This is a genomic window from Pedobacter sp. KBW06 (assembly GCF_003852525.1).
Taxonomy (GTDB): domain Bacteria; phylum Bacteroidota; class Bacteroidia; order Sphingobacteriales; family Sphingobacteriaceae; genus Pedobacter.
In genome coordinates this window covers 574,629-598,904 of sequence record NZ_QAJL01000002.1, presented here as the reverse complement: position 1 = coordinate 598,904, position 24,276 = coordinate 574,629, and the positions used below count along the sequence as shown (strand labels likewise).

Below are 24,276 nucleotides of genomic sequence, written 5' to 3'. Positions count from 1 at the left end.
CAATTTTAAAGCATAGGATGCATTGATTGTGTTTAGTTTGATATTTATATGCATAAACCAACCTAAACCACTAATGAGAACAAAAGTATTTACCCTTGCATTGGCCTGTGTATGCTGTTTTAACATTTCATATGCACAAAAAGCTCCCGTAACGAAAGCTGAACCAACTGCAAAGACCGAACCGGTAAGCCCTTCAAGAACCATCGTTCCTGAAAGTTCAGTCGTTACCCAACATCAGGCCACCATCAACGGACAGCGCATTGCCTATAAGGCAACTGCCGGAACCCTGCCGGTATGGGATGAAGAGGGAAAAGCAATTGCAGGTCTGTTTTACACTTATTATGAACGTTCCGATGTTCAAAACCGCGACAGCAGGCCATTGGTGATCTCCTTTAACGGAGGCCCGGGTTCTGCTTCTGTATGGATGCACATCGCCTATACCGGACCCGTAGTCTTAAAGATCGACGATGAAGGGTATCCGGTGCAACCTTATGGGTATAAAGAAAATCCGAACTCCATCCTCGATGTTGCAGATATCATTTACATCGACCCGGTCAATACGGGGTATTCAAGACCAACAAATAAAGATGTTCCGGGAACTAAGTTTTTTGGGGTTAATGCCGATATCAAATACCTCGCAGAATGGATCAATACTTTTGTGACGAGGAGCAACCGATGGGCATCTCCTAAATTCCTGATCGGGGAGAGCTATGGAACTACCCGCGTTTCGGGACTGGCACTGGAGCTTCAGAATTCCCAATGGATGTATTTAAACGGTGTGATCCTGGTCTCTCCTACAGAACTGGGGATTGAGCGCAGCGGACCTGTAGAGGCAGCTTTACGCTGGCCGTATTATGCCGCTACTGCCTGGTATCACAAAGCTCTTCCCGCAGATTTGCAGTCGAAAAAACTGGAGGCATTTCTACCGGAAGTGGAGGAGTTTACCATCAATGAGCTGTTGCCGGCAATGGCGAGGGGCAATTTCCTGACGGAACAAAAAAAGAAAGAAATTGCGGCAAAGATGGCGCGCTATTCCGGAATTTCGGAAAAGGTGATCTTACAATATAACCTGGATGTGTCGACGAACTTTTTCTGGAAAGAGCTGCTGCGGGATAAAGGTTTTACCGTGGGCCGTTTGGATTCCAGGTATAAAGGGATCGATAAAAGTGATGGGGGTGAACGCCCGGATTACAATGCGGAGCTGACTTCCTGGTTGCATTCTTTTACCCCTGCCATCAATATGTACCTTAGAAATGAGCTGAATTATAAAACGGACCTGAAGTACAATATGTTTGGTTCGGTAAGGCCCTGGGACAATAGTAACGACAGGACCGGAGAGAACTTACGACAGGCAATGGCACAAAATCCATATCTGAATGTGATGGTGCAGTCGGGATATTTTGATGGTGCATGCGATTATTTTAATGCAAAGTACAGCATGTGGCAATTAGATCCGGGAGGCAGATTAAAAGACAGATTGAGCTTTGAAGGCTATGAAAGCGGCCATATGATGTATTTAAGGAAGGAAGATCTCGCTAAAGGAAACCGCCATATCCGTGAATTTATATTAAAATCTTTACCTAAACCCGGGGTGCCTGCGAAGTTTTAAATAAAATGTCTATTTTTACAGCCCACTTATGGAACAGATAAAAACATCATTTGATTTCGAAAAACCTTTAGCTGAATTGGCGCAGCAAATTGAAAAGGTTAAACAGGTTGCCGATAAAACCAAAGTAGATATGTCTGCGACACTAGCTGAACTGGAAGAGAAGTTAGCTGAGACTCAGTTAACGCTTTACAGCCACCTTACCGGATGGCAGAAAGTTCAGATGTCACGTCATCCTGAAAGGCCTCAAACCCTGGATTACATCAGCATGATCTGCGATGATTTCATCGAAATGCATGGCGACAGGACTGTAAAGGACGATAAAGCCATTATTGGCGGTTTTGCAAGCATTGCCGGACAGACCGTAATGGTGATCGGACACCAGAAAGGTAAAAACACGAAAGAACGCCAGTACCGTAACTTCGGAATGGCCAATCCTGAAGGATATAGAAAAGCATTGCGTTTAATGCGCCTTGCTGAGAAGTTCAATAAACCGGTTATTTCTTTTATTGATACGATGGGTGCTTATCCCGGACTGGAAGCGGAAGAACGCGGACAGGGAGAAGCAATTGCACGTAACCTGTTGGAGATGTCCGTGCTAAAAGTACCAATCCTATGTTTTGTAGTAGGTGAAGGCGCTTCGGGCGGTGCGTTGGGAATCGGAATCGGCGACCGTGTCTATATGTTGGAACATACCTGGTACTCTGTAATTTCTCCGGAATCCTGCTCTTCTATTTTATGGCGCAGCTGGGATTACAAAGAAAGAGCAGCAGAATGCCTGAAGCTGACTTCCGATGATATGTACAACAATCAACTGATTGATGGCATCATTAAAGAGCCACTGGGAGGTGCACACCAGAATCCTGAGGCAATGGGCGAAACAGTGAAAGAACAGATCTTAAAAGACCTGAAAGAACTTAAAAAATTAAAAACGGATGCCATGATCACCAAGAGAATTGATAAATTCTGTGCAATGGGTGTGGTAAACGAATAAATCATTATAAAGAAATCAAAAGAAAAAGGCTGCAACTCAACACTGCGGCCTTTTTCTTTTTAATACTTTCTATAAATGCGTATGATAAAGAAAATCGGATATGGCCTTGCCGGGATGCTCTCCCTTTTTGTACTGGTCCTTTGTATCCTCTTCATCCGGCGGCCGGAACTGATCCGTGTTTTACGCTACCAGACGCCTGCTGCGGAAACCTATAAGCTATATCCACAAACGTTCGTCAATCCGGCAGATAGCCCTTTTCATTTCGTAAAAGCAGAAAGGATGAGGAATGACCTGGATACGATCCTGGTCTTTGACCGGGATAAAAAAAGCATGCCTTTTAAAGATTATCTGGAAGCAGGAAAGATCTGCCTTTTTATGGTGATCAGGAATGATACAGTGATTTACCAGAAGTTTAAGCCGGGCTATAGTGATACGGGCTTAACCACACTTTTTTCCGTAGCCAAGTCAATGGTCTCGATCATGTTGGGACAGGCAATTGAAGAAGGAAAGATCAAAAGCCTGGACGACCATCTGCTGACCTATATTCCTGAATTGAAAGAGAACCCTGCATTTGACCAGATCACTTTAAGGAACCTGATGGAAATGAAATCAGGACTGGAGTTCAGTGGCATTGAGGGTGGACTGATTGCTGCCTTTTTATCAGATGAGGCCAAATACTATTATACCCGGGATCTTAAAAAAGAGCTGTCTAAGCTTAAAGCAGCTCATCCTCCGGGAAAGATCTGGAAGTATAAAAGCGTTGATGTCATGTTACTCAGCTGGGCATTGGAGCAGGCAACCGGGGAAAAGACCGCCACTTACTTTCAGGATCACATCTGGAAAAAAATCGGAGCCGCACACCGGGCAAGCTGGGGACTGGACCATGTTGATGGATTGGCAAATACCGCGAGCAGGTTTCAGGCAACAGCCATAGATCTGGCCAAAATCGGGAGGTTGTACCTGAATAAGGGGAAGTATAACGGGCATCAGGTCGTTCCTGAAGACTGGGTAGCACAATCTGTTCATGCAAAGTCTGATCCTGCAATTCCGGTAAAAGGCTGGCAGAAGACGCGGCAAAACTATTTGTGGTGGCTTCCCCAGGAAGGAGTCAATGGTGATTTCGCCGCAGAGGGAATGCGTGGGCAACGTTTATATGTTGATCCCTTAACACATACCATTATCGTTCAGTTTGCCCTTAGAGGAGCCGGAGATTATCCCTATCGTAAGATCAGCCGTTACTTATCAGGATTGCCTTTTACCTTTCCTGAATAGCCTAAACAGCATTCCATAAAAAAAGAGCATCCCAATTGGAATGCTCTTTTTTTATGGAGTTGAAATCTTATTGTTGCGGTGGAAAGAAAGCAGAGAATCTCGCTTCTAACATCGCAAACTTATCATTCAGGTCCTTGCTGAGTTTTGTTTGCTTGTATTCAGCAGCAGTTCTTGCCATCTGGTTCAGGAAGGACATGCCCAGCTGAACGTTTTGTCCACCTACAAACTTCTTCTTGCTTTGAGAAACATCGGCAAGGTAAGTCAGTTCTTTTTCAATATAGGTAGCTGACCTTTCAATCAATGCGTTTGCTCTTTTCTGATCATTCAGCAGGTATAGGTTTTCTGCCATAAAATAAGCACCCATCATAGAACGCATGCCATAGAATTTCTCCGGCATCACTTCAAAATAACGGTTCACTACCTTTTTAGCATCTTCTGTTTTACCTTCTTTAAGTAATCCTGAAACAGTATTGTTGAATACATTCGTGAAGATTGAAATGTCATCACCTGATTGTGTGTCCAGGTATTTTGCGTTTTTAACATTACCCCATACAAACTTGTTCATCACATTGTTGTATAGTGGCGCAATATTAAGCTGCTCATTTTTAGCAGCCGCAGTATCCGGTTTGAAAGGCATCAGACGTAAAGCCAGGCCTTCATTATACAGGTATTTATCCAATCCGTTGTATTGATCAGAAGGAACAGTACTTGCAAAGTAAATTGGTCTCTTCCAGTCGTTATGTACCAGGATGTCGAACATGGCCAACGTTCCTTTGGTTACATAACCTTTATTGAAAGTCCATTCCAATGCAGGGGCGATCCTTGCAGAATCCGCTGCAGTTGCCGCACCGTTTTTGATGGCCTCGGCTTTATTGATCGTTAGTTTAAAGTTCTTTGTTGGAATGAAGTTTACTTTTCTTCCGTCGTTCAATGGAACTTTATCCTCATTATTTTCAGAAAGCAGGAGTTCTACAATGGTTTTTAATTCTACATTTCCTGCGATATCTTTATCCTGATAATACATCACGTCTCTTTCTCCCTGAACATACTGAGATTCTTTCATGCTGATCGGAAGTGGCGCAGATTCATTTTGTTTGCGTTTCATTCCATTGATGTACCAATCGGTATCAAATAAGCTCAGGTTAACCAAACGGATATCCGGTCTGATGTTTTCCACTTCCTGTGCATACCATAGGGGATAAGTATCGTTGTCTCCATAAGTAAAGAGGATGGCATTCGGCGCGCAGGACTGCAGGTAATCCACTGCAATATCATGAGCAACCATTTTCGTAGAACGGTCATGGTCATCCCATCCCTGGGCAGCCATAATGATCGGCGCAGCAAATAAACCCGCTACCGTTGCCAGGATCCCTCCGGTGGCCGGGGTCATTTTCTTAAAGACCCATTCCCTTAAGGCAAGGACACCAAACCCGACCCAGATGGCAAAGGCATAGAATGAGCCCGCGTAAGCGTAATCACGTTCCCTTGGTTCCATTGGTTTCTGATTCAGGTACAATACGATGGCAATACCGGTAAAGAAGAATAAAAGGCCAACAATTCCCGCATCTTTCTGATTGCGTTTGAAATGCCATATCGCACCTAACAATCCCATAATTAAAGGAAGGAAGAAGAACCTGTTGTAAGCATTGCTCTCTGTGATGGAAGGAGGCAGGTTTTTCTGATCTCCAAGCATGATGCCGTCGATAGGCTTGATTCCACTCAGCCATTGGCCTTCATAGATACTGCCCTGTCCCTGGTCGTCATTTTGTCTGCCGACAAAGTTCCACATAAAGTACCTCATGTACATCTGTCCAATCTGGTAAGACATCAGGAAGCCGACATTGTCGATCAGACTTGGGAAGTGATCATCACTAAAGCCCATCATGTCTTTATAATACGCAACGTGACCCGGATCATCGCTGTACATACGAGGGAATGGAGTGGTTCTGTCATATTCGTACTCGGTCTTTTTACCGGCTACTTCATATTTTTCAGCACCTTTTCTATAAAGTGTTTTTCCTTCTACTACGTTTACGCCCTGAGAATTATAGTTAGGACCAAATAATAAAGGTCTGTCGCCATATTGTTCCCTGTTCAGATAGCCTAAGAAAGAGAAGGCATTGTCAGGAGAACTGTTGTTCAGGTTAGGATTTGCTTTTGCACGGATAATGATCATCGCAAATGAGCCATAACCAAAAATGATCAGTACCGTAGACAGTAAAGCCAGGTTAAGGATCTTTTTCTCGTGTTTAATGGAGTACCTGATTCCCCAGGTAAGGCCTCCGATCAATAGGATGGCAAAGAAAATCACACCGGTACCGAAGCCCATTCCAAGGGTGTTTACGAAGAACAAGTCAAAGTAGGCACCAAATGAAACCAGGTATTGTATGATTCCATACTGGATCACAGCAAGAATCAAAATCCCTACAATTCCGGCTTTAATGGTACCTGAAGTAGTTGGGTTTTTTGTTTTCTTGAAATAATATACAAAGGCAATTGCCGGAATGGTCAATAAGTTCAATAAGTGAATCCCGATGGATAAACCCATAATATAAGCGATGAACAACAACCACCTGTCTGCACGGGGTTCATTGGCATTGGCTTCCCATTTTAAGATCCCCCAGAATACGATGGCGGTGAACAGGGAAGAAAGTGCATATACTTCAGACTCTACAGCCGAAAACCAGAAGCTGTCGGAAAAGGTATAAGCAAGCGCACCTACGATACCTGCACCCATAATAGAGATCAGGTTAGATTTGCTGACTTCTTCGTTTTCTTTTACCAGGACTTTTTTCGCCAGTGCGGTGATGGTCCAGAATAAGAATAAGATCGTTGCACCACTGGCAATTGCAGAACCTACGTTCATGAAGTAGGCTACTTTAGTGACATCACCAAAAGCGAAGAGCGAGAAGAACCGCTGGATCATCAGGAACAAAGGGGCTCCCGGTTGGTGGACTACCTGCATTTTTAAGGCAGAAGCGATAAACTCACCGCAATCCCAGAAACTCACTGAGGGTTCTAATGTCAGGACATACGTTAGTGTAGCGATCAGAAAACAAATCCAGCCGGTAAGGTTGTTGGTTTTTGAATAATTCATTTTTTGTATTGAATAGTTATTAAAGTCGCGCGAATAAAATGCAGCCGAAAATAAAGAATAAGATTGATAAACGCACAAAGTAATGGGGAGTTTAACAAATTTAACGGTGCTATAGGGGGCACTTATTACTATATCACTTATATGTTACTATAAAGAGCGCTGGTTATTTTAGAGGAGCAGGTTCAGTAACCTTGCCTTTTTGAAGGCCCGGATGCATTGCTTCAATTTTTTTAAAAAAAAGTTTTAAAAAAAGATCATTTACAACTTCCTGATTTTAAATAATTTATTTCCCTTGTGAAGCGGAGTGCTTAAATTATTTTAATTTTTTTTGCGCGAGCCCTTGCAAAAATCAAAAATGTGCGTACATTTGCATTCCCTTACAAAGCAAGCCTATCACGCTTTAAAAAGGAAAGATTGCCCGATAGTATAAAGGTAGTACAACGGTTTTTGGTACCGTTTGTCTAGGTTCGAATCCTGGTCGGGCAACAAAACATATTCGGATTGTGGTTTTACTCACAATCCGATTTTTTTTAACCAGCATTGATACACCTTCAATCATGCCATTGCAGTTTAACCCAGTTAAGCTTTTTGCCGGAACCGGTACAAAAGAATTAGCAATCAAAATTGCCGAAAGCTACGGCAAGCCTCTAGGCAACGTCACTTTAAACCGGTTTAGTGACGGTGAATTTCAACCTTCTTACGATGAAACAGTACGCGGTTGTGATGTCTTCCTAATCAATTCTACTTACCAGCCTAACGACAACTTAATGGAGCTTTTGTTAATGATTGATGCCGCAAAACGCGCATCTGCTCATTACATTACTGCTGTTGTTCCTTATTATGGTTTGGCCAGACAAGACAGGAAAGATAAACCACGTGTGGCTATCGGAGCAAAATTGGTAGCGAACTTATTAAAGTCTGCAGGTATCCACAGGATCATGACCATGGACCTTCACGCTGCTCAGATACAAGGTTTCTTCGATATCCCTGTAGACCACTTAGATGGTTCAGTGATCTTCGTTCCTTATATCAAAAGCTTAGGCCTGGAGAATCTAACTATTGCTTCTCCGGATATGGGTGGTTCTTACCGCGCACGTACTTTTGCAAAGTTCTTCAATGCAGAGGTGGTGATTTGTGATAAGAGACGTAAACGTGCCAATGAAATCGAATCAATGTCGATCATTGGAGATGTAGTTGGTCAGGATATCGTTTTAATTGACGACATTTGTGACACCGCAGGAACTTTGTCCAAAGCAGCAGCACTGATCATGGAAAAAGGAGCAAAAAGCGTGAGGGCAGTTTGTACACACGCGGTATTGTCGGGGAACGCTTATGAAACGATTGAGAACTCCATGCTGGCAGAACTGATCGTTACAGATACCATTCCACTGAAACGTCAGAGTGATAAAATAAGGGTATTGAGCACCGCTGAATTATTTGCAAAAGCAATTGCCAATGTAAATGAGCACGGTTCTATCAGTGACCTTTTTAGAGTTTAATATTTTAATACATAATATATAATCAATAAAAAATGAAAACAATCGCAATTAGCGGTTCTCCAAGAGAGAACGTAGGGAAACGCGATGCTAAAGAGCTTCGCTATGAAGGTAAAGTTCCTGCAGTATTGTATGGTGGTAAAGAGCAACAACATTTTGCTGTAATTACAACCGAATTAAAGGATGCTATTTATACTCCTGAAGCAAACTTTGTTGAAATTGACATTAATGGTACTAAAACTAAAGCGATCATTAAAGAATTACAATTTCACCCGCTTACAGACCTTTTATTACACGTAGATTTTCTTCAGTTATTTGATGACAAAGAGATCTTAATGGAAATCCCTGTTAAATTAACCGGTACTTCTCCAGGTGTTAAAATGGGTGGTAAATTAGTACAGAAATTACGTAAACTTCGTGTTAAAGCATTCCCTAAAGATATGCCTCAGACAGTTGAAGTGAGCATTGCTAAATTAGAAGTTGGAAACTTGTTCCGCGTACGTGACCTTGCAAAAGCTGACTACGTGATCACAAACACTCCGGAAGATACCATCGTATCTGTAGGAATGTCAAGAGCTTTAAAACAAGCAGAAAACGAAGCGAACAAGAAATAATTTCTTGCAGCTTATTCAAAAAAGCAGCATCGACAACGGTGCTGCTTTTTTTATGGAATAGGTTTTGGGTAAATGCTTGTTCTCATCTAAACTATTATATTTGCAGCACATGAAATACTTAATCGTTGGTTTAGGGAATATCGGTCCTGAATATATGGATACGCGACACAATATCGGTTTTAACATTGCTGATGAACTGGTGAAAGACCTGGGAGGATCATTTTCGAATGTCCGCCTGGCTTATTATGCTGAAGTCTCTTTTAAAGGAAAAAAGCTGCATGTGATCAAGCCAACCACCTATATGAACCTGAGCGGTAAAGCGGTCAACTATTATATGCAGGAGCTGAGAATCCCATTGGAAAATGTACTGGTTATTGTAGATGACCTGGCTTTGCCATTGGGTAAACTGAGGCTGAAAATGCAGGGCAGCAGTGCCGGGCATAACGGACTGAAAAGCATTGAAGGCCTTTGTGGCGGACAGGGATATCCCCGCTTACGTTTTGGGATCAGCGATAACTTTGCCAAAGGCAGGCAAGCGGATTATGTGCTGAGTTCCTTTGATAAGGACGAGCTCCCGGAGCTTCCGGCATTGATTGATAAAAGCGTGGACCTGATCAAAAGTTTTGTGACCATAGGTCCTGCGCTTACCATGACTGCCTTTAATAAGTAGTATCGGCTATTCCGGAATACTTTGTTATTTTCTCGTGAAGGACTTCTAATTCGAAAGGTTTACTGACCACATCATTTGCACCGGCATCGATGGCCGTCTGTTTATCTGTTTCTAAAACCGCCGCAGAGAAGGTGATGATCGGAATGCTTTCCTTGCCTTTAATAAATCCTTCACGGATGAGTTTAATGGCATCCAGCCCATTCATAACGGGCATAAAGGTGTCCATCAGGATGAGGTCGTAGTCTGCATCTCTGAGCTTGTCCAGCGCATCCTTACCGTTCTCTACCACGTCCGGGTTCACTTCCCAGTCTTTTAGTATTTTTACAATCAGAAATTTGTTGATGGGATTGTCTTCTGCAACAAGCACCCTTAATCCTTTAAAAGGGCCTAAATGTGGTTTGTTCATTTTTTTAACGACTACAGTATCTTTTAACACTTCATACCAATTGGTGAAACAGAAGGTGCTGCCTACGCCTTCTTCACTGATGACTTCCAGTACACCTCCTTTTAATTTTGCCAGGTTTTTAACAATGGACAGCCCCAGTCCCGTGCCTCCAAACTTTACGGTGGTTTGTTCGTCCGCCTGTTCAAAGGTTTCAAAGATCTTATCAATATTGTTTTTGGCAATGCCGATGCCCGTATCAATAACCGAGAATTTGATCTGCAGGTTGTTTCCTTTTCTATCAATAATTTCCGTTTTCAAAGTGACGCTCCCCTGAATGGTAAACTTAATGGCATTTCCAATCAGGTTCATCAGGATCTGGTTCAGACGAAGCGAATCTGCCAGGACCAGCTTTGGCAATTCCGCATCAAACTCGGTGATCAGGTCAAGCTCTTTCTCGATGGCACGGATGCGCAGCAGGTTCACTACCGAATTGCAGATTTTTACAATATCAGTACCGGACCTGTTGATTTTAAACTTCCCGGATTCAATCTTTGAAAGGTCCAGAATGTCGTTGATGACCCCGAGCAGAGAGTCTGAGGAGATCTCTAAAAGGTTGATCATCTCTTTCTGTTCTGCGGTTAAATTCGTTCTTCCCAGGAGGTTGGCCAGGCCAATGATCCCATTGATCGGGGTACGGATCTCATGACTCATATTGGCCAGGAAATTCTCCTTAATCCTTTTTCCCTGTTCTGCCTGCTCTTTCGCCTTGATCAGTTCTTTCTGGTAAGCCTCCAGTTCCTGATTTTTCTTCTTGATCTCTCTTTCATTTCTCACCAGCTGGATAAAAGAATCTACTTTAGCAGAGGTGACATAAGGATCAAGCGGTTTGTACAGGTAATCTACCGCGCCTGTATTTAACCCTTTTACGGCATATTTCGTTTCTTTGGAAATTGCAGTCACGAATATGATGAGGATCCCTTTGGTTCTGGGGTTACTTTTTAAAATTTCTACCAGCTCAAACCCATCCATCTCCGGCATTTGAACATCCACCAGGGCAATGGCAATATCCATTTCCCAGGATATTCTTAACGCTTCATTGGGATTGGTGGTGGTAATAATATTGATGTCATCACGCTGAAGCAATGCCTCGAGGGCAATGATATTTTCAGGTCTGTCATCAACGATTAAGATATTAATCTTTTCCATAGGTCTCTGGTATGAGGTAGTGTTTGGGGATGGTTTTGAATGGCCCCTATGCTATTTTTTGGTAAATGTTATTTTTCTTGTCGATAATCTTAAAACGACCGGTTTCTGTACTTCTTAAAGTTTCTTTGGCCCCTAAACACAGGAACCCAAAATTAGCTAAACTATTATAGAATAACTCTATCACTTTCTTTTGCAGATCTGTATTAAAATAGATCAGTACATTGCGGCAGGAGATGACCTGAAATTCATTAAACACACCGTCTGAAGCGAGGTTATGTGCCGAGAACAACAGGTTTTTTTTGAGAGAACGGTTGATGGATGCCGCCTCATATCGGGCGGTATAAAAATCAGAAAGCGTATGCATGGTTCCTGTCTTTTGATAATTTTCTGAATACTGCTTCATCTTTTGCAAATCATAGATCCCGTCTTTGGCAAACTCCAGTACATCATTATTGATATCGGTACCATAGAAGAAACTGCGGTCATACAACTCTTCTTCGGCAAACATGATCGCATAAGAGTACAGTTCTTCTCCTGTAGAGCAACCTGCATTCCAAACTTTAATCCTTTGATAGGAGCGAAGGTAGGGGATGATGTTTTCCTTCACAGACCTGTAAAATGCAGGGTCACGGAACATTTCTGTCACATTAACGGTGATCTCGATCAAAAAGGACTCGAAATAGTCATGGTCGTTTGTCAGTAAGGTACGTAAGTCAAATAAGCTTAGTTTTTGCAATTGCATAATTCTGGTCACCCTTCTTTTCAGAGAGGCTGCAGAGTAGTCACTAAAATCAAAGCCATGGATGTTTTTAATGAAATCAATTAGTTCTGATAATTGATCATAGCTGATGTAATCCTCCTCCTTATGCATACTAACTTAACCACACCCTTAACATTGACAATAGTTTATCCATATCAACCGGCTTAGAAATATAATCATTTGCTCCGGCTTCAATACATTTTTCACGATCATTTTTCATGGCTTTTGCCGTTAATGCAATGATCGGTAGTTTTGCGAAACGTTTTTCCGTTCTGATGGCTTTCATGGCTTCATAACCATCCATTTCCGGCATCATGATGTCCATCAGCACCAGGTCAATCTGCTCTGCTTCTTCGAGTTTCTCCAGGGCTTCCCTGCCATTGTTGGCAATGACGATCTTGAGGTCATAAAGCTGTAGTGCACTAGAAAGGGCGAAGATGTTCCGCATGTCATCATCGGTAATTAAAATGGTTTTGTCTTTCAAAACTTTCTCCATCGTGGAAACGCTTTTGCCTTTCACTGCTCCTGGTTTTGCAGGTGCAGATGGGCCATCCTGTTTAAGTTTATTGATGAACAGGCTGACCTCGTCAATTAAGCGGTCGTTGGATTTATTTGATTTCAGCACCATGGCATCGGTATACTTCATGATATGGGCCATTTTTTCCTGATCCAGCTCCATGGCGGTATTAATGATCACGGGAATATGTGCATGAAGGGCCTGCGACTTGATCTGGTCTAGCAAATCAAATCCCGAAATGTCAGGAAGCTTCAGGTCCAGAATAATGCAATCAAAGACCTGGTCGTCCAGGAGGTCCAGGGCTTCTTTTCCTGTGAAAGCCTGTTTCACATCCACCCCTTTTTCAGTCAGCTGTTGCGTCAGTTCCCTGCTTTGCAATTCCTGATCTTCAATCACCAGTACGCTTTTGAAATTGTATTTCAGGTAAGCGGCACTGAGGAGGTTAAAAGCTTCATCCAGCTGTTCTTTTTCAACCGGTTTTTTCAGGAAGCCTATAGCACCTTCTTTTTTGGCTTTGCTGGCTTTTTCATTTCCTGCCGACATCATATGTACCGGAATATGCTTGGTTCTTGGATCAGCCTTCAGTTTTTTCAGGATCGTCCAGCCGTCCATTACCGGTAACATAATGTCCAGAACGATGGCATCGGGTAGCTGAGAGAAGGCCATTTCCAGGCCGGTATCACCACTGTGTGCAAGAATCGGCTGGAAGCCTTTTTCCAGGGCATAGTCATTGAGTACATCTGCGAAAACCACATCGTCTTCAATGATCAGCAGAGTTTGTGGCTCATCGGCTTGTTTGACCGGGCTGACTGCCATTTCCGGAACAAACGGAATGATGACGGCTTCTTCCACCTGATGAGGGTTCAGCTGCTCGGGAAGCTGGAAGGAATTGTTTCTTGGCACAAATAGAGTAAAGGTACTTCCTTCATTAGGTTTACTGCTGACCTGGATTTCTCCGCCAAGGATATAGGCCAGCTCTTTACTGATGGAGAGGCCAAGTCCTGTTCCGCCAAATTTTCTGCTCGTAGAGCCGTCGGCTTGCTGGAAGGCCTCGAAGATCAGTTTTTGCTTGTCTTCCGGAATACCGATGCCCGAATCTTTAACGGTAATGCCGATGATTTCTTCTGCTGTATTTTTCAGGCGGTCAGAGAAAAAGCGGACTCCTCTGGATGGCCTGCTGATGCTGAGCGTAATCTGACCGTATTCCGGTGTGAACTTAAATGCATTGGAGAGTAAGTTTTTGACGATCTGCTCCAGTCTCGTCTGATCGGTAAGGATATAATCCGGCAGGCCATCTTCAACAATGGTATTGAACTGGATCTTCTTACTTCTGGCAAGCTCGGTAAACAGGGATTCCATTCCATGTTTGATGGCATCTGGTTTTACGGTCTCTATGCTCAGGTCTACCTTTCCGGATTCTATTTTTGACAAATCCAGAATGTCGTTGATGAGGCTGAGTAGATCATTTCCTGCATTGTGAATGACACCGGCATATTTGATCTGATCTTCATTCAGGTTGTCAGGCCTGTTTTCTTTTAAGATTCTTGCCAGAATCAGAATACTGTTTAAAGGTGTTCTTAATTCATGACTCATGTTGGCCAGAAATTCAGATTTATATTTGCTGGAAATTTCCAGTTCTTCAGCTTTTAAACTAATTGCCTCTCTGGCCTGGTTGATGGAGATGTTACGTTCTTCCAGTTGCTGGGCTTTCTCCTCCAGTTCCGCATTGGTCTGACGCAATTCTTCCTGTTGTACCCTCAGTTCTTCTTCAGACGACTGAAGCTGGTCTGTTTTGTACATCAGTTCTTCATTGGTTGTCCGTAACTCTTCCTGCTGGCTTTCCAGTTCTTCTGCCTGCTGCTGGGTTTGTTCGAACAAGGCCCTGAGTTTCACCCTTGCCACTGCGCTGTTCACCGCAACACCCACACTTTCGCTGATGCTGTTCAGGAACAGGATCGTTTTTTCATCAGGCTGCTCCTGAAGTCCGAGCTCAATCACAGCCAGGGTTTCATCTTCAAATACAATAGGTACAAGGTAAATACACTTCGGTAAGGTATCTCCCAGACCAGAACTGATTTTCAGGTAATCCAAAGGGATATTGTTGAGTAGTTTAACCCGTTTTTCTGCCGCAACCTGACCCACCAGTCCTTCTCCCAAATGGTATTGATTGGTTTCTCCTTTCTTAGGCTGATAGGCATATCCTCCGGTAAATTTAAAGGTCTTTTTAGCGCTGTTGATCAGAAAGAAAGCACCGATAGGCGCATTGATGTAATTGCTGATCCTCGTAATGATATTGACCGATAGCTCTTCAATCTCCTGTTCTCCGCGCATGGCATCATTCACCGTTGTCGCACCTGACAACAACCAGTTTTTCTGTTCATTTTCAACAGAGAGCTCTTCCAGCTGGAGATTGGACTCCCTGATCCGGGCTTCTGTTAATTTCTGCTGGTCGAAGGTTCTCCGGATGTAAGTAAAGAGAAAAAGAATCAGACAGAATATGATTAAAGAACTTAGTAAAATGATCCAGGTGCTCCTCTGACTGCTGCTCGCGGTATTCGATTTCCGTTCTGCCAGCAGGCGGAATTCAGCCTCAATCATCTTTTTACTGATGAGCAGCATCTGGTCCTTATAATGTTGTCCGCCTCCGTTTAGTACGCGGTCGGTAGCTGCTGCCTGTCCCTTACTGTCGTAAATACGGATCACTTCCTGCATTTCCGCTACTTTTTTATGCGCATAGGAATCCAAAGAATCGGCCCTTTCTTCCTGTTCCGGATTGTCACTGATCAGTTTCTTTAAATCCTGCACCGTCTCGAGTATCAGGGGCGCATTTCTATTGTAGGGCTTCAGGTACAAACTTTTCTGCGATAAGATGAAGCCACGTAAAGCACTTTCTGAATTCAGAACCTGGGTTTCTACATTCTTGATCAGGTCAATGACCTCATAGGTATGGCCTTGCCATTTTGTATCATCGGTCAGTTTCTCCACACTGAAGTAGGAGGTGATGGCCGATACCAGGACAAACAATAAGGAAACAGTGAAACCTGTTAATACTTGTTGTTTAAAAGTTAGCTTAAACATAGACTTGAACAATTAGATGTTAAGAACTTATCTGAAATTGTGAATTAGATTGAAATTAAAGTTTTGCACAAAAAGGTCCGAAATTCAGTACTATCCTGTCCTGAACCTCGTTTTTGGCTATGTCTTTTTCAATTTCAAGTCGCCCCCCACAGAGAGAGATAAAATCAACAACAATATTAATGATAATAAATTTTATTTTTGCCGATATGATCATATACGGAATACCAAATTGCAATACAGTAAAGAAAGCCAGGACCTGGTTGGCAGAGAATGGATTTAATCCGGAGTTCCACGACTTCAAGAAGAGTGGCATTACGGCCGAAAAACTGAATGAGTGGTGTGCAGTTTTTGGCTGGGAAAAGGTGCTGAATAAAAAAGGAACCACCTGGAAAAAACTAAGTCCGGAACAACAGGCTGCGGTTGTTGATCAGGCTTCGGCAGTTCAGGTTTTGCTGCAGCATACCAGTGCGATCAAGAGGCCTGTTGTTGAGCTTGATCAGAAAGCGGTACTCATCGGTTTTGAGGAAGACAGTTACCAAAGTCTTTTGAAGTAACCGACATGCTGTTGTTAAATTTTGTTAAAATATAATCAAGGCGTAAAAACAGCGTTACATTTGGATATGTCTAAGTATTTATTCTTGTTGTTCATCTGTATTGCCCCTTTCGGAGTCTGGGCACAAACTTCTGTGTCTGGTACGGTGTATGATTACGATAATAAAACTTTTCCTATTCAGGATGTGATTGTAAGGAACCTGAACAGTAAGGAGCTTTCAAGAACAAAGGCTGCCGGACAGTTTACACTGGCCGCAAAAGTAGGTGACCTGCTGGAGTTTTCTTTTGTTGGTTATCATACCGATACGCTTTTTCTGATTGACCTGAAGCCAAAGACCATTTTCCTGCCCGGAAATTCGAAAACCTTAAAAGAGGTGGAGATTTTAAGTGCAAAAGTAAATCCTTCCGTATTGTACCGGGACCCGAATGCCAAAGAATCAAAGCGGTTTGGAGCAGACGGACTCAGGGGCAAAGGAAATAATGACCGGGCCGGAGGGATGATGTTTAACCTGGGCTATGGCAAAATGAAGCGGGAGCGGGAGAAAGAAAGAAGACTGGAAGAAAGGGATGTCTATGAAACGGAAATCAGGGAGAATTTTAACGAGGAGAGCATTACCAAACTCGTGAAGCTCAAGGGTGAGGACCTCAAGGACTTTATGGCCATATACCGGCCAACAGAAGCCCTGATCAAAGACGAACGCCCTTTTAACTATACCTATTATATTGTTAAGGCTTATCATAGCTGGCTTAAACTCCCTGCCGGACAGCGAAAGGTCTATCCAATGCCTAAATTGAAGGCGAACTAATAAAACCGTTACAATGGTCAGGTATAACATTTCATTTTATACCTTTAGTTCGAATCTAAAACCAACAACTAAACATCATGAATAAGCCCACCTTACTATTGGTCTTGTTATGCGCATTCGGTTTCAGTTCCATGGGGCAACAGACCACAGGGAACTATGATCCCCATGTTGCATTCAACCCCCTTTTTTATACGCAAAATGGCAATGAATACCGGTCCGCAAATGGATATCCCGGCGCTAAATACTGGCAGAACCGTGCAGATTATCACATTACCGCAAACCTGGATGAAGCAAAAAACAGTGTTACGGGAACGGTAACCATTACCTATAAAAATAATAGTCCCGATAAACTGCCGTTTCTATGGTTGCAGCTTGACCAGAACCTGTTTGCGGAGCATTCAAGAGGAAATTCACTGATTGCTGCCGGCAGCAGGTACGGTGCAAGAGGAGAGAAAGTAGAAGGGGGATATAAAATTGAGGGCTTAAGTGTTTCTCAAAAAGCGAAACCTGTAAAATTTACCTCCCTGACGGAAGATACCAGGATGCAGATCCGTTTGAATGAGCCTTTGGCGGCAAACGGAGAGACGATCACGATTAAAATGAACTTTTCATTTGTGATCCCTATCAATGGTTCGGACCGCATGGGGCACCTGGTAACCAAAAACGGAGAGATCTTTGCCATTGCACAATGGTTTCCAAGGATGAGTGTTTATGACGATATCCTGGGATGGAACACGTTACCGTATTGGGGTGCAGGTGAATTTTATTGCGAATACGGAGATGTAGACTTTTCGGTTACCGCACCTGCCAGTCACATTGTGATGGGCTCAGGGGAACTGTTAAACCCACAGGAGGTATTTACTGCAGAGCAGCTGGCGCGCTGGAATGCCGCTAAGCTGAGCGATAAAACGATTGCCATCCGATCTGAGTCGGAAGTAACAGACCCGAAATCCCGCCCTGCAAAAGGAACCCTGACCTGGAAGTTTAAAATTAAAAACACCAGGGATGTGGCCTGGGCTTCCTCAAAAGCATTTGTTTTGGATGCCGCAAGGATTAACCTGCCAAGTGGGAAGAAGTCGCTCGCAGTTTCTGCACATCCGGTGGAGAGCAATGGTAAAGATGGTTATGGCAGAGGAGTAGAGTATGTGAAATCTTCTATAGAATATTATTCCAATAAATGGTTTGAATACCCTTATCCAATGGCGGTAAATGTAGCCAGTAATGTAGGTGGTATGGAATATCCGGGAATTGTTTTTTGCGGTTGGAAAGCGAAAAACGGAAGTGCCTGGGGGGTAATTGATCATGAATTTGGTCATACCTGGTTCCCGATGATTGTAGGGAGTAATGAGCGTAAATTCGGCTGGATGGATGAAGGCTTTAACACGTTTATCAATGGCTTGTCTAAAGCCGCATTCAACAACGGCGAATATAGCGGCAAACCGGAGAACATGCAGGGGGTTGCTAAATATTTAAGTAACGATGCCCTGGAATACGTGATGTTAAGTCCTGATGCAATGAAGGAAGCCAATATTGGCGTCAACCTCTATTATAAACCATCATGGGGATTAAACGTATTAAGAAATCAGGTTTTAGGTGCGGATCGTTTTGATTATGCCTTTAAGAAATATATTGAAAACTGGGCTTATAAACACCCGAGCCCTTTCGACTTTTTCCGTGCAATGGAGAATGGGGCAGGAGAGGATCTTTCCTGGTTCTGGAGAGGCTGGTTTATGGAAAACTGGAAAACAGACCAGGCCATTGCAGAGGTTAAGGAGCTGACAAAAAATGGTGAAAGAACAGGTTATGACATCGTTGTGGCGAACCTGGAGAAAATGCCGATGCCGGTGATTATTGAAGTGAAAACAAAAAGCGGAAAGACAGACATCATTAAACTTCCGGTAGATGTCTGGATGCGCAATACGAAGTGGACGGTTAATTATCCGACTACAGAGGAAGTCATTTCAGTGACACTGGATCCGAATCAAGTCCTTCCTGACAGCAATGCTGCAAACAACAGCTGGACCAAATAATTTTCAAATCGAATAAAAAAAATCCCCTTGTGCATCTGCACAAGGGGATTTTTTTATTGACCAGGTGCGATGATGTCCATTTCATGGACCTTCAGGTCGAAATAACTGGCAGAGGCCAGCAGGTGGTCAAATATATCTGCCATGATGTATTCGTAATCTACCCATTTAGTGGTGCCTGTAAAAGCATAGATCTCCAGTGGTAGTCCGCTTGGCGTTGGGGCCAGTTGTCTGACCATCATCGTCATCTTTTTATGTAAACCGGTATGGTTTGAAATGTAGTTGTCGATATATTTTCTGTACAGTCCTGCATTGGTTAGGTTTCTTCCGTTAATCAGTAAGCTTTTGTCTGCCCCAATACGTTCGTTATGTTTGTCAATGTCTTTTTGACGGTGATCAATATAAGAGGTCAGGGATTGGATTCTTCTGAATTGTTCCACTTCTTCATAGGTAAGAAAACGAATGGTGGATTGTCTGATGAAGATGGCCCTTTTAATCCTTCTTCCTCCGGATTGGGTCATGCCGCGCCAGTTTTGGAAAGAATCCGAAATTAAGGAATAGGTTGGGATGGTGGTAATGGTTTTATCGAAGTTCTGCACTTTTACTGTGGTCAGGTTAATTTCTACGACATCGCCGTCGGCACCATATTTTGCCATCGTAATCCAGTCGCCGATGCGGACCGTATCATTGGTACTTACCTGTATGCTGGCCACAAAACCCATAATGGTATCTTTGAACATCAGCAGCAGCACTGCCGAGATTGCACCCATGGCCGTAAAGAAAGTAAGTGGAGATTTTCCGGTCAGGTTGGAGAAGATGATCACAGCCCCTATAAAAAAGAGGATGATTCTGATCACCTGCATATAGCTTTCAATCGGCTTTGATTTGAAGGCAGATTTTTTTCTCAGGGAGTCTGCACCGGAGCGAATCAGAGAGATGATCAGCCAAATGATAATGATGACCAGGTATACTTCTGTCAGTTTGTTTAAGGGGGCGATCAGGCTTGGAAAAGAATAAAATACTACCGGAATAGAACTTTTTACCAGTGTAACAGCAGTGCTGAGTGCTACAAAATGAGAAAAACGGTTTTCCAGTAAATGATGGAAGAAATCAATCTTGGTGCGTTTGGTGATCCGGATTAAGGTAATCCTTAACAGTCGCCTGAGTACGTAATGCAGCAGGTAGACTGCAATGGCGAGGACCAGTGATAGTCCGAGCAGGTTAATATAGTCGGCAATGCTTTCGGAAACTCCCCATTTGATCAGGAGGTCATGTGTTTTTTTGCCGATGTTCTGAAAGTCAAAATCGTAATCTGTTGCGCTCATTTATCGTTATTTTAACTAAGTGCAACAGATTACAAAAAAATAATTGGAAAGACAATATTCTGATCTAAAATATTAGCCTTTATAAGAGATTCTATAAACCAGATTGGCAAAGTCGTCGGAGACGAGGATAGATCCATCAGGTAACTGCAGGATGTCTACCGGTCTTCCCCAGGCTTTTCCTCCTTTTAGCCAGCCTGTGGCAAATGGTTCATAACTCAATACTTTATTGCCATCCAGTTTAACCAGCATCAGGCGGTACCCCGATGGGACTTTGCGGTTCCATGAACCGTGTTCCGGGATTAAGATCTGATTTTTATAGGTTTTCGGAAACATATCGCCTGTATAGAATTTCATGCCCAATGCAGCCACATGTGCATCGAGTTTTCTCTGAGGGGCAGTAAAATTTTTAGGGTCTTTTCCTTTTCCAAATTCCGGATCTAAGATGTCTCCGGCATGGACAAAGGGATAGCCGAAATGCATGCCGGGTTTATCGGCACGGTTCAGTTCATCTCCGGGGATGTCTTCGCCAAGCATGTCCCTTCCATTGTCGGTGAACCATAAATCTTTGGTCAGGGGATTCCAGTCGAAACCAACAGAATTTCTTACCCCATTGGCAAAAATTTCCAGACCTGTTCCGTCGGGGTTCATCCGCAGGATGGAGGCATACCTCTTGTCTTTATCCGTATTGTCGCAAATATTGCAGGGGGCACCAATCGGAAAGTAAAGCTTCCCGTCGGGGCCAAAACCCAGATATTTCCATCCATGGTGTGTATCCTTTGGTAGTTTGTCGTACAGCAATACCGGTTTTGGCGGATTGGCCAGGTGGTCTTCTATCTGATCAAAGCGCCAGATTTTGCTCACCTCAGCCACATATAAACTGCCATCTTTAAAGGCAATTCCATTAGGCATGTCTTTTAATCCCTGGGCAATAACGTATGTTTTTTCTGCTACCCCATCCTTATCCGCATCTACCAGTGCATAGACTTTATCGCCATCACGATTGCCTACGAATACGGTTCCATTGCTGCCAAGCGCCATAGAACGGGCATTGTCAACTTTAGCATAAACCGCTATTTTGAATCCATCAGGTAATTTGATGTCTTTAAGCCGGGGTTCATCGGCTTTTTCCATTGGGCGGTTACAGGTGACCGCCATCAGGGGAATACAAAAGAGAATCGCGAAAAGGGGGGATAGATTTTTCATTACGTTGGGTTTAAGTGTTATCGTGCTTTAAAAAAGCTTTCTTTAAGTTTGTCAGCGTCAATTAAGGCTTCGGCAGCATCAAGACGAATGAGCCAGCCTTTTTGTTTGAGCAGGGCGATTTCTTCTTTAGCCACGGAAAGATCTTTTCCTTTGATGCGTTCACGATAGATGATGGCATCTTTAGGCTCTACATTTGCCGGGGTATGAAATAAGATCTCCAGTTTAAATTTCGGCCAGATCTGAATGTCTCCGAGTTGGGCAGAATAGATTTTCTTTGTCGAATGTGCCGGGACTATTGCCGCAAATTCTCCTTTGTAATGGTCGCCTTTTTCTGTAGTCAGGCTGGCCAGGAGCTGGAAGGAGCTTTCATTAACCAGGTGGAAATGGGCTACGGAACTGCTGTGCTGATCGGTGATCAGGCCCAGATAAATTCCTTCTTTAATAAATTGTGCTTCAGGTACGACTACTGCCGGACGGTTCGAAACCACGTCGTTGTCGGGAATTTCTCCATGAACCAGGGTCACTTTTGTGGCCTGAACAGGAATTTCAAAATCATTGGAATCTGTTACGCCTATGGTGTCTTTATCTATGATTCTGGTGATGTACCCTTCTATGTTTTCGTCTACAAAACGAACAAAATCTCCTAATTTAAATTGCATCTGTTATGGATTAAATAAAACTGATTACAACAAATTTAATCATTAGAGCCGGAAATTCTTTTTAATTTTGTCGGATGACGGAAGCAGAACAGCCAAATAACCCATTGCATGGTAAAACACTGGAGTTTATTGTTAAACAACTGGTATGGCATTATGGCTGGCCGGAATTGGGTACATTGATTCGCATCGACTGCTTTCAGAATAATCCCAGCCTGAAGTCCAGTTTGAAGTTTTTACGTAAGACGGATTGGGCAAGGAAAAAAGTAGAAAAACTTTATTTGAATACCTTCCATTAAATAAATTTATTTTTCTTATATATGCTATGTAATGAACTACATAGGGGGTGTTCGTTGTTGTTGCGCCATATTATTTTTTAGCTTTCTGATATTGGCGAACCATGGCTATGGACGACAGCAGTCGGACCACCGGAATAGTCTTGAGTTTTCTCCACAGGTTTCTTTAGCGCTTTTTACTGCCGGAAATAAGCTGCGTGGCTCTGCTCCCGGTGGAGAATTTACCTATCATCTTCAGAAGAGCGATTGTCCGAGGCCATGGATGCGCATGCTTCGTTTAAACAGCATTGACTTTGTGTTTAATTATAAGAACATGGAAAAGGTCATGCTGGCTTCAGACCCAAGGCCTAATTTGTTTGGAGATGCTTATGCCATGGTGACTGCATTGAATTTCAGCCTGCTAAAATCCAGGTATGCCGAATTATGGGCGGCACCGGGTCTGGGGATCGGGTATCTTGGACAAACTTATTTCACAAACCGGAATATATTGATTGGAAGCCACCTTAATTTTGCTTCGAGGATGGCGCTGAAAGTCGCGGCTAAAGTTGCGCCTTATACCCGCTTATCTGCGGGAATGGATGTACTGCATTTTTCCAATGCTGCGATAAGAACACCTAATTATGGTTTAAATATCAGCAGTGTAAGCTTTGGGATACTACAGCTTCTGCATTCTTCGGCGCAGCCAAAACGGGATACAACAGCGAGAAAGGAACGTTTGGAAGCTAACCGGCACCAGTTTGACTTTGGAGTTAACATTGGTTGCAGGGGGGTAGCGAGAAGTCGTGATGGCTTGTATAAAACGGGCCTTTATGCAGGGTATAATTATCAGTTAAATGAGTTGCTGGGCTGTAGCTCAGGGATCGATGCGGTTTATTACCATACCGTTTACCAATATACTCCTCAGACTTACCAGTCATTGGCAACTTCATTAGACCGCTGGAGGCTGGGACTGGCCATTGGCCCTGATTTTTGGATGGACCGGCTGGCGGTGATGGCGAAATATGGTTATTATCTGCATTTTAATAATTTTTCTAAATCTGCGGAAGAGGTTAAAACTTACTGGACGGCGGGGTTGAAGTATTATGTGATGAACCGGGCTGCTGTTCAGACAAAGGTTTACCTCCATAAAACCGAAGCGGATTATTTAGGGCTGGGGATATTGGTCAGTCCATAACGGCAAAATAAAAATCTGCCAGCTACTTAAGTGAATCATTTTCTGTGTGGAGCTGTTTTGCGGGAGATGGAAAAAAAGGGGTTGAAAACTGTTTCGGAAAAGAGGGAGATAAGCTCAGCATCAAGGCCGGATAGAACAGGGATCAAACCCGGATTTTGTCCCTGTTCTATCCGGGTTTCATCCGGAACATTTTTCGGGCTCTTTCTGAATTGTCGTTTTACATTGTCCTGCCAGTCAGCGGCCTCTCCGGAACAGTCATTGCGCGGAGGATTCCCGAAGGAGGCTGTGATTATCCGGGATTGCTGATCTGCCCTGTCTGATGTCAGGTTTCCACCGAATTATTTTTATGTTAACCCCTTGATTTATAAAATGTATTGTCTTACCTTTGCAGTCCCTTATTATAGGGGTAAAGTTTTTAAATATTAATAGAAAACAAAAAAAGAACAATGCCAACCATTCAACAATTAGTTAGAAAAGGTAGAGTAGCACTGGAGTTCAAGAGTAAGTCTCCAGCGTTGGACAGCTGTCCACAGCGAAGAGGT

General features: G+C 43.2%; 18 protein-coding genes, 1 tRNA gene and 1 pseudogene. 13 read left to right on the top strand and 7 right to left on the bottom strand.

Going from position 1 to position 24,276, the window contains the following annotated elements; all coding sequences use genetic code 11:
- Positions 1–73: 73 nt before the first annotated feature.
- The 3 genes from DBR43_RS12665 (at position 74) to DBR43_RS12655 (ending at position 3,872) form a co-directional block, all read left to right on the top strand.
- A complete protein-coding gene (locus DBR43_RS12665) occupies positions 74–1,609 on the top strand; it encodes a S10 family peptidase (protein ID WP_124581333.1) in 1,536 nt (511 codons plus the stop codon).
- Positions 1,610–1,637: 28 nt separating this feature from the next.
- Positions 1,638–2,600 (top strand): acetyl-CoA carboxylase carboxyltransferase subunit alpha, encoded by a 963-nt coding sequence (locus DBR43_RS12660; RefSeq protein ID WP_124581331.1) that lies wholly within the window; start codon positions 1,638–1,640, stop codon positions 2,598–2,600.
- A gap of 81 nt (positions 2,601–2,681) precedes the next feature.
- Positions 2,682–3,872, top strand: a complete 1,191-nt coding sequence (locus DBR43_RS12655; RefSeq protein WP_158622492.1) for a serine hydrolase domain-containing protein — start codon at positions 2,682–2,684, stop codon at positions 3,870–3,872.
- Positions 3,873–3,939: 67 nt separating this feature from the next.
- Here the strand turns inward: DBR43_RS12655 and DBR43_RS12650 are convergent, their stop codons facing one another.
- Positions 3,940–6,969 (bottom strand): DUF2723 domain-containing protein, encoded by a 3,030-nt coding sequence (locus DBR43_RS12650; protein ID WP_124581327.1) that lies wholly within the window; start codon positions 6,967–6,969, stop codon positions 3,940–3,942.
- Positions 6,970–7,384: 415 nt separating this feature from the next.
- Here DBR43_RS12650 and DBR43_RS12645 point away from each other — a divergent pair.
- The 4 genes from DBR43_RS12645 to pth all read left to right on the top strand — a co-directional run bounded on the left by DBR43_RS12645 (position 7,385) and on the right by pth (position 9,749).
- A tRNA-Gln gene (locus tag DBR43_RS12645) sits at positions 7,385–7,455 on the top strand.
- A 71-nt stretch (positions 7,456–7,526) separates the two neighbouring features.
- Positions 7,527–8,468, top strand: coding sequence for a ribose-phosphate pyrophosphokinase (locus tag DBR43_RS12640; RefSeq protein WP_124581325.1), 942 nt, complete (start codon positions 7,527–7,529; stop codon positions 8,466–8,468).
- Positions 8,469–8,500: 32 nt separating this feature from the next.
- Positions 8,501–9,079 carry a 50S ribosomal protein L25/general stress protein Ctc gene (locus tag DBR43_RS12635; protein WP_124581323.1) on the top strand — a complete coding sequence of 193 codons (579 nt, stop codon included), beginning with the start codon at positions 8,501–8,503 and terminating at the stop codon, positions 9,077–9,079.
- A 109-nt stretch (positions 9,080–9,188) separates the two neighbouring features.
- Positions 9,189–9,749, top strand: a complete 561-nt coding sequence (gene pth / locus DBR43_RS12630) for an aminoacyl-tRNA hydrolase (RefSeq protein WP_124581321.1) — start codon at positions 9,189–9,191, stop codon at positions 9,747–9,749.
- Here pth and DBR43_RS12625 read toward each other — a convergent pair.
- Genes DBR43_RS12625 through DBR43_RS12615 form a run of 3 tightly spaced genes read right to left on the bottom strand, consistent with a single transcriptional unit; the run spans position 9,739 to position 15,695 of the window.
- Positions 9,739–11,340: a response regulator gene (locus tag DBR43_RS12625; RefSeq protein ID WP_124581319.1), complete on the bottom strand. Its 1,602-nt coding sequence runs from the start codon at positions 11,338–11,340 to the stop codon at positions 9,739–9,741. The two genes, pth and DBR43_RS12625, sit on opposite strands and share 11 nt — an antisense overlap.
- 46 nt (positions 11,341–11,386) lie before the next feature.
- Positions 11,387–12,211 carry a CheR family methyltransferase gene (locus DBR43_RS12620; protein WP_124581317.1) on the bottom strand — a complete coding sequence of 275 codons (825 nt, stop codon included), beginning with the start codon at positions 12,209–12,211 and terminating at the stop codon, positions 11,387–11,389.
- Position 12,212: 1 nt separating this feature from the next.
- Positions 12,213–15,695, bottom strand: coding sequence for a response regulator (locus DBR43_RS12615; RefSeq protein ID WP_124581315.1), 3,483 nt, complete (start codon positions 15,693–15,695; stop codon positions 12,213–12,215).
- 179 nt (positions 15,696–15,874) lie between these two features.
- On the opposite strand from DBR43_RS12615, the gene DBR43_RS12610 reads away from it, so the two are divergent.
- The 3 genes from DBR43_RS12610 (at position 15,875) to DBR43_RS12600 (ending at position 19,083) form a co-directional block, all read left to right on the top strand.
- Positions 15,875–16,249, top strand: coding sequence for an ArsC family reductase (locus DBR43_RS12610; protein WP_233602959.1), 375 nt, complete (start codon positions 15,875–15,877; stop codon positions 16,247–16,249).
- 66 nt (positions 16,250–16,315) lie between these two features.
- On the top strand, positions 16,316–17,053 hold the full coding sequence (locus DBR43_RS12605) for a hypothetical protein (RefSeq protein WP_124581313.1): 738 nt from the start codon (positions 16,316–16,318) through the stop codon (positions 17,051–17,053).
- Between the two features lie 77 nt (positions 17,054–17,130).
- Positions 17,131–19,083 (top strand): M1 family metallopeptidase, encoded by a 1,953-nt coding sequence (locus tag DBR43_RS12600; RefSeq protein ID WP_124581311.1) that lies wholly within the window; start codon positions 17,131–17,133, stop codon positions 19,081–19,083.
- Positions 19,084–19,136: 53 nt separating this feature from the next.
- On the opposite strand, the gene DBR43_RS12595 is transcribed toward DBR43_RS12600, so the two are convergent.
- From DBR43_RS12595 to DBR43_RS12585, 3 genes are all read right to left on the bottom strand, one after another.
- A complete protein-coding gene (locus DBR43_RS12595) occupies positions 19,137–20,405 on the bottom strand; it encodes a mechanosensitive ion channel family protein (protein WP_124581309.1) in 1,269 nt (422 codons plus the stop codon).
- 72 nt (positions 20,406–20,477) lie between these two features.
- Positions 20,478–21,608: a PQQ-dependent sugar dehydrogenase gene (locus tag DBR43_RS12590; protein WP_124581308.1), complete on the bottom strand. Its 1,131-nt coding sequence runs from the start codon at positions 21,606–21,608 to the stop codon at positions 20,478–20,480.
- 17 nt (positions 21,609–21,625) lie between these two features.
- Positions 21,626–22,267 (bottom strand): hypothetical protein, encoded by a 642-nt coding sequence (locus DBR43_RS12585; protein WP_124581306.1) that lies wholly within the window; start codon positions 22,265–22,267, stop codon positions 21,626–21,628.
- A gap of 74 nt (positions 22,268–22,341) precedes the next feature.
- On the opposite strand from DBR43_RS12585, the gene DBR43_RS12580 reads away from it, so the two are divergent.
- From DBR43_RS12580 to DBR43_RS12570, 3 genes and pseudogenes are all read left to right on the top strand, one after another.
- Entirely contained in the window at positions 22,342–22,563 is a 222-nt protein-coding gene (locus DBR43_RS12580; protein WP_124581304.1) for a VF530 family DNA-binding protein, read from the top strand.
- A 31-nt stretch (positions 22,564–22,594) separates the two neighbouring features.
- Positions 22,595–23,734 (top strand): acyloxyacyl hydrolase, encoded by a 1,140-nt coding sequence (locus DBR43_RS12575; RefSeq protein ID WP_124581302.1) that lies wholly within the window; start codon positions 22,595–22,597, stop codon positions 23,732–23,734.
- A gap of 446 nt (positions 23,735–24,180) precedes the next feature.
- Positions 24,181–24,276: pseudogene (locus DBR43_RS12570) on the top strand (30S ribosomal protein S12); the annotation flags it as partial.

Bases quoted from the DNA above. Each gene is read 5' to 3' on its own strand.
- DBR43_RS12655 (WP_158622492.1), top strand. From the start codon at position 2,682: ATGATAAAGAAAATCGGATATGGCCTTGCCGGGATGCTCTCCCTTTTT.
- DBR43_RS12620 (WP_124581317.1), bottom strand. From the start codon at position 12,211: ATGCATAAGGAGGAGGATTACATCAGCTATGATCAATTATCAGAACTA.
- DBR43_RS12615 (WP_124581315.1), bottom strand. From the start codon at position 15,695: ATGTTTAAGCTAACTTTTAAACAACAAGTATTAACAGGTTTCACTGTT.
- DBR43_RS12600 (WP_124581311.1), top strand. From the start codon at position 17,131: ATGAATAAGCCCACCTTACTATTGGTCTTGTTATGCGCATTCGGTTTC.
- DBR43_RS12595 (WP_124581309.1), bottom strand. From the start codon at position 20,405: ATGAGCGCAACAGATTACGATTTTGACTTTCAGAACATCGGCAAAAAA.
- DBR43_RS12665 (WP_124581333.1), top strand. From the start codon at position 74: ATGAGAACAAAAGTATTTACCCTTGCATTGGCCTGTGTATGCTGTTTT.
- DBR43_RS12605 (WP_124581313.1), top strand. From the start codon at position 16,316: ATGTCTAAGTATTTATTCTTGTTGTTCATCTGTATTGCCCCTTTCGGA.
- DBR43_RS12625 (WP_124581319.1), bottom strand. From the start codon at position 11,340: ATGGAAAAGATTAATATCTTAATCGTTGATGACAGACCTGAAAATATC.
- DBR43_RS12635 (WP_124581323.1), top strand. From the start codon at position 8,501: ATGAAAACAATCGCAATTAGCGGTTCTCCAAGAGAGAACGTAGGGAAA.
- DBR43_RS12575 (WP_124581302.1), top strand. From the start codon at position 22,595: ATGAACTACATAGGGGGTGTTCGTTGTTGTTGCGCCATATTATTTTTT.
- DBR43_RS12660 (WP_124581331.1), top strand. From the start codon at position 1,638: ATGGAACAGATAAAAACATCATTTGATTTCGAAAAACCTTTAGCTGAA.
- DBR43_RS12610 (WP_233602959.1), top strand. From the start codon at position 15,875: ATGATAATAAATTTTATTTTTGCCGATATGATCATATACGGAATACCA.
- DBR43_RS12585 (WP_124581306.1), bottom strand. From the start codon at position 22,267: ATGCAATTTAAATTAGGAGATTTTGTTCGTTTTGTAGACGAAAACATA.
- DBR43_RS12640 (WP_124581325.1), top strand. From the start codon at position 7,527: ATGCCATTGCAGTTTAACCCAGTTAAGCTTTTTGCCGGAACCGGTACA.
- pth (WP_124581321.1), top strand. From the start codon at position 9,189: ATGAAATACTTAATCGTTGGTTTAGGGAATATCGGTCCTGAATATATG.
- DBR43_RS12650 (WP_124581327.1), bottom strand. From the start codon at position 6,969: ATGAATTATTCAAAAACCAACAACCTTACCGGCTGGATTTGTTTTCTG.
- DBR43_RS12590 (WP_124581308.1), bottom strand. From the start codon at position 21,608: ATGAAAAATCTATCCCCCCTTTTCGCGATTCTCTTTTGTATTCCCCTG.
- DBR43_RS12580 (WP_124581304.1), top strand. From the start codon at position 22,342: ATGACGGAAGCAGAACAGCCAAATAACCCATTGCATGGTAAAACACTG.